This is a genomic window from Streptomyces sp. NBRC 110035, assembly GCF_000829695.1.
Classification (GTDB): domain Bacteria; phylum Actinomycetota; class Actinomycetes; order Streptomycetales; family Streptomycetaceae; genus Streptomyces.
Genome location: NZ_BBNN01000082.1, coordinates 1 through 4779 on the forward strand (window position 1 = coordinate 1; position 4779 = coordinate 4779).

The following is a 4779-nucleotide window of genomic DNA, read 5'->3' on the forward strand; positions in this document are numbered from 1 at the left end:
CTGGCTGGCCGAGCCGGCACCGGGCCGGTTCACCCTCGCGCGGAGCGTGAGCGGGCCAGGCGACGGGTCATGATCATGGTCATCGACCAGTAGATCATCGCCTCGGCGCTGCTGGTGGATCGTTCGAAGTCGCGGACAAGGCGGCGGCTTCGCATCAGGTGGGCGAAGAGCCGCTCGACGATCCACCGCTTGGGCAGCACCACGAAGCCGCGCATGTCGTCGCTGCGTTTGACGATCGCCAGGACCAGCGCGAGCGCGGCCAGGCAGTGCTTGACGAGGCTGCCGGTGTAGCCGCCGTCGGCCCAGACGAGTTCCAGCCGGTGGTGAGCGTCGGTCACCCGCTCAAGCAGCACCTTCGCGGCAGCTCGGTCGCCGATGTCCGCCGCGGTGACCATCACGCCCAGCAGCAGGCCGAGGGTGTCAACCACCACGTGCCGTTTACGGCCGTTGACCAGCTTGCCACCATCGAAACCGCGGCTGTCGGCGCCGACGACGGCGTCCGCCTTGACGGACTGCGAGTCGATCACACCGGCCGTCGGTTCCGCATCCCGCCCCGCCTCCTCGCGGACCCGGCCGCGCAGCCGGTCGTGGAACTCCCTGACCAGCACGTGGTCGCGCCAACGGCGGAAGAACGCATAGACCCGGTCCCACGGCGGGAAGTCGGCCGGCATCGCCCGCCACTTGATCCCGTTGTCCACCAGATAGCGCACCGCGTCCAGCATGGCCCGGTGGCAGTACGCCTCCGGCTGCCCACCCCGACCTCGCATCCAGCCCGGCACCGGCAGCAGCGGCCGGACCACAGACCACTCCGCGTCCGTCATGTCCGAGGGATACCTCCGAACACGCTCCGGGTGATCGGCCGCGTTCCCGAACCGGTGAGCGACACAATCACACGACAGAGCAGCCGAGTTGAACTCCACCGGCGCGAGCACGTACAACTGCGGCAACAGGGTCTCCTGGATCTCGGTCGGCTTCGCAACCCCGAGCTACCAAGAGGCCCTGCCTTCATGCCCGCAGCCAGCCACGGTCACCCGAACGAGACTCCCGTTCGACGCCCACCCCTCACGATCGGAACGACAACAGCTCCTGAAAGAGCGCGGCAAGCGCGGGGCGGCCTTCCAGGACTTTTCCCGGCACCGCCTCCTGCTGCGGCGCTTGACTGCTCAACTGTTGGCGTCGCTGACGCACAGCGTCGTACAGCGCCTGGGCGTCGGGGTGGTCGGTGAACTGGGGGTCATGGGCGAGGGCTTGCTCGAGTTGGTGCAGCAGGCCTTGGCTGCGCACGAACGGCGCTTCCACGGCCGGGCTGATCAGTGCCGTGAGGCCCGTGGAGTCATTGGCGGGGGCGTGGATGCTGCGGCTGGCGAGGTAGATCTCCAGGAGGTCGTTCAGGGCATCGGCGGGGTTGTACCAGCTGGGCTGGTCCAGGTGTGCCTGTGCTGCGTTGAGGGTGGTGACGAGTTTCGCCCAGGCGCTTTGGGTCAGACTCCGGGCGCTGAGCCAGTCGAGCTGGTGCATGCGGCCGGTCCAGGCGGCGAGGTGAGCGGCCGTGGTGTCCAGCTGGTCGGCTGCCTCGGTGAGCCGTTGCCGGGCGCTGCTGTCACCCGTCGGGTTCTGTTCAAGGTCGGCGAAGGCGAGGACGGCTTCGATGGCGGCGGCGTGGGCGCGGGCGTCCAGGCGTGCCTCGTGGGTGCGGTCGAGCTCGGTGAACCGCATCAGGGCTCGCTGCAGTTGTTCGCCGGCGGTGGTTCGGTCGGCGGCCTGCAGAGCGGCTCGCTCGTCAGCCAGGGCAAGTTCGAAGCTCGCGTCGGCTCGGGTCGCCGGGTTCAGGTCGGGCTGATTCTCCAGGGCGTTGAGGACGTCGAGGAGGCGGTCGGTGTCGGCGAAGTGGTCGCGGGCGATGCCGATCAGGATCGGCAGACGGTCCAGGGCGTCGGCAGGTTCGGTGCCGGTGATCTCGGTGAGCAGCGCGAGCAGCCGGTGCGGGGAGCCTCCCGCTACCGCCAGGCGCAGCAGGCCGGCGATCGCTGGCTGGGCGAGGGCGGCGTCGCAGTCGCCGGCGAGCGCGTCCTCTGCGAGCGTGGCCAGATCTCGTACGATTCGGTTGCCCAGGCGGGCGGCCAGCCCAGGTCGGGTGCACACGACGTCGAGCGCGTCGGCGAGGACCCAGGCCGAGTGAGGTTGGCGCAGGCCCTGAGCCGCAGCCGCGAGTAGGGGCGCAGCCTGCTCGGCCGGGATGGTGTCGATGCCGTCGGCCAGCGCAGTGAGGAGGTAGGGCAGTTGAGGCCCGGCGGCCATCGTGTCCACCTCAGCCACGACGGCGTCTGCTCCGCCGAGGTCCTCTAGGCCGGGTCCGGCGTCTAGTTCTTCATCGCTCGCCCGGCTGGCCCACTCTTGGAGGGCCTGGTCCACGCTCGGAGCCACTGTCCTCTCCTCTCTGATGGGCCGCGCCGGAAGCGAGCAGCTTAGAACAGGTGTTCGCTGTCGCTGGTGATGATGTGGTCCTCGGGTAGCAGGCCTTCGACCAGCTCCGGTTGGGCAGTGGTGAAGACGACCTGGAGTTCGGGCAGTTCCCGCGTCAGGGTCTGCAGCTCGCCGATCAGCCTACGGGCGGCGTCGGCCGTCATCTCTTCGGCGGCGACGGAGTCGATGAGCAGAAGCCCGGGGTGGGTGTCGATGTGCCGGGCGGCGCCGGCCCGCAGCAGGGCGATGACGGTGGCGACGCGCATGCGCAGACGGTCGCCGCGGCTGAGCTTTTTGAAGGGGTGCTTGACGCCTTCTTTGACGGGGTTGACGTTTCCATTGCGTTTGAGCGTGACGGAGTTCAGGTGCTGCACGCCGAACTGGCTGGAGAGGCTGACGATCTCGGAGTCCATCGTCGGGAAGAGGTAGTCCGCGGAAGCCTTCACCGTCGCCTCCACCAGCTGGTGCACCGCGCTGAGGACGTCTGGGATGGCGGAGACGGTCGGTATGGCCGGGGGCGCGGTGCCGGTCGCGGCCAGCCGGCCCTTCAGCTCTGCAGCCATCAGCTCTAGTTCGCGAAGCCGCACATGGGCGGGGGAAGCGGCGAGGGCGCTGCTCACGACCTCGGTGGCCTGCTGGTGCGCGGTGACGGCGGCGTCCGCGGCGGCCTGTATGGCGAGGTGGTGGGCGGCTGCGGCGGCCTCGGCTTCCTGGGCGGTGGCGATGTCGGTGGTGAGCTGCTCAAGCACGGCCTCGGCGATGTCCTCGGCGATCTCGGGCAGCGGGCGTGTGCACACCGCGCAGGTGGCCCGGTCCCGTTCTGCTGCTCGGCGCTCGTCACCGACCGGCTCTTCGCAGCGCGGGCAACAACTGGGATTGAGACGTCCGAGCACCCGGCGGGCCTGCCAGGTCTCCTGAGCGTCGAGCTGCGCCTGTTCGGCGCCCACCCGCGCGGCGGTAGTATCCGCCAGGCTCTGCGCGGCATCGTTCAGGCTCATGCGGAGTCGGTGCAGCTCCTGTGCCGCTTGGTCTGTCCGCTGCAGCAGCGGAGCGATGTCGGCCTCGGGAGCACCGCTCAGCTCCTGGATCTCCTGCTGCAGCAGGTCCAGCTGGGCCTGCCACTGGGCGCGCTCGGCCGACCGCGCGTGCAGGTCTCCCTCCGCCCGGCGTTGCGCCTGCCGCGTGGTCTTTGCCCGGCCCTTCACCGCGACGGACAGTTGGGCGTGGGCACTGCTGTAGGGGATGTCGACGAACAGTTCCAGCAGCTTGGCGGGCAGTCCGGGCGCACTAACGTCACCCAGGAGTAGTTCGTCACCGCCAGCGTTGAGGTAGCACGCCCCGAAGTAGGCGGGCCATCCGTGAACCTGGGGCGCTCCCTCTCCGTCGGCGCCGCCGGTGGCGCTCCACAGGCTGGTCCGTTCCATCCGCAGGGCATCCAGGAAGAAGGAGCCGATCACGCGCTCGACATCGTCGGTCCCGGAGCCCTTGGCGACCAGGCGCAAGGGGTTGTCGTCCGCGGCCGCCAACAAGGCCTGGACGGTATCGGCGGTCAAGATGTCGACGCTGACGGGGGGAAGCAGACCAGGGATCTGCTCCAGAGCGATCCGAGTGGGTTTGCCAGCCACCACGAGGTCCAGACGCAGCGTGCGTACCCAGGATTGGACGCCTGGTGGCAGATCGCGCGGGGCGCCGCGCAGCGGCCAGACCAAAAACTCCAGCAGGCTGGTCTTAGACGCTGTTGTCTTTCCGAGTCTGACGGCTGCGTTTTCGCTGGTCAGGGGTAGGGGCGGCGTCGGTGTGGGAGTGATGGGGTGTCGTTTCGTCGCTCTCGTGGAGGTCGCGGATGCCGTCGGTTGTCGGACTGCTGGAACAGCACGAGCTTGCCGCTCGTCGTCGTGTGGACGGGCTGCGTGAGGAAGCGGACCGCATCCAGGCCGAGCTCGCGGTGGCCGAGCAGGAGTGGTCGGAGTGGACGATCGCCCGCGAGCGTGTCGGTGCGGTGCTGTCCGCGCCGGGCAGTGACTCAGCCGGCGTGGTCACCGAGGTGCCAGAGGGTGTTGTGACGGGAGCGGAGGTGGAGGCGTCTGCGCCTTTGGTGGTGAAGGCGAGGTCACTGGTTCCGATGTGGCGCGAGGGCCTGGCCGGGACGGCACTGTCAGTGGACTACCAGCGCATCCTGGTCGCGATCGAGGATCGGGCCCGTCTCGGTCAAGGGCCGCTGACCTGTCAGGAGATGGCCACCGCGTTCGGCCTGGACGCGGTGCCGGCGAAGGTGGAGGCGTTGCGGTCGAAGGCGAAACGTCTGGTCGCGCGGGG

4 protein-coding genes are annotated in these 4779 nt (G+C 69.2%); 1 reads left to right on the forward strand and 3 read right to left on the reverse strand.

The genetic code is table 11. The features are described 5' to 3' along the window. Positions 1–29: 29 nt before the first annotated feature. The 3 genes from TU30_RS32660 to TU30_RS32670 all read right to left on the reverse strand — a co-directional run bounded on the left by TU30_RS32660 (position 30) and on the right by TU30_RS32670 (position 4016). A complete protein-coding gene (locus TU30_RS32660) occupies positions 30–821 on the reverse strand; it encodes an IS5 family transposase (RefSeq protein WP_078878783.1) in 792 nt (263 codons plus the stop codon). Positions 822–1062: 241 nt separating this feature from the next. Then, positions 1063–2316 (reverse strand): hypothetical protein, encoded by a 1254-nt coding sequence (locus tag TU30_RS32665; protein ID WP_042177239.1) that lies wholly within the window; start codon positions 2314–2316, stop codon positions 1063–1065. A gap of 149 nt (positions 2317–2465) precedes the next feature. Next, a complete protein-coding gene (locus tag TU30_RS32670) occupies positions 2466–4016 on the reverse strand; it encodes a hypothetical protein (protein WP_158719412.1) in 1551 nt (516 codons plus the stop codon). Between the two features lie 290 nt (positions 4017–4306). Here TU30_RS32670 and TU30_RS32675 point away from each other — a divergent pair. After that, positions 4307–4779, forward strand: a 473-nt coding sequence (locus tag TU30_RS32675; RefSeq protein WP_042177244.1) for a hypothetical protein, incomplete at its 3' end; no start/stop codon positions are given.

Bases quoted from the DNA above. Each gene is read 5' to 3' on its own strand.
- TU30_RS32660 (WP_078878783.1), bottom strand. From the start codon at position 821: ATGACGGACGCGGAGTGGTCTGTGGTCCGGCCGCTGCTGCCGGTGCCG.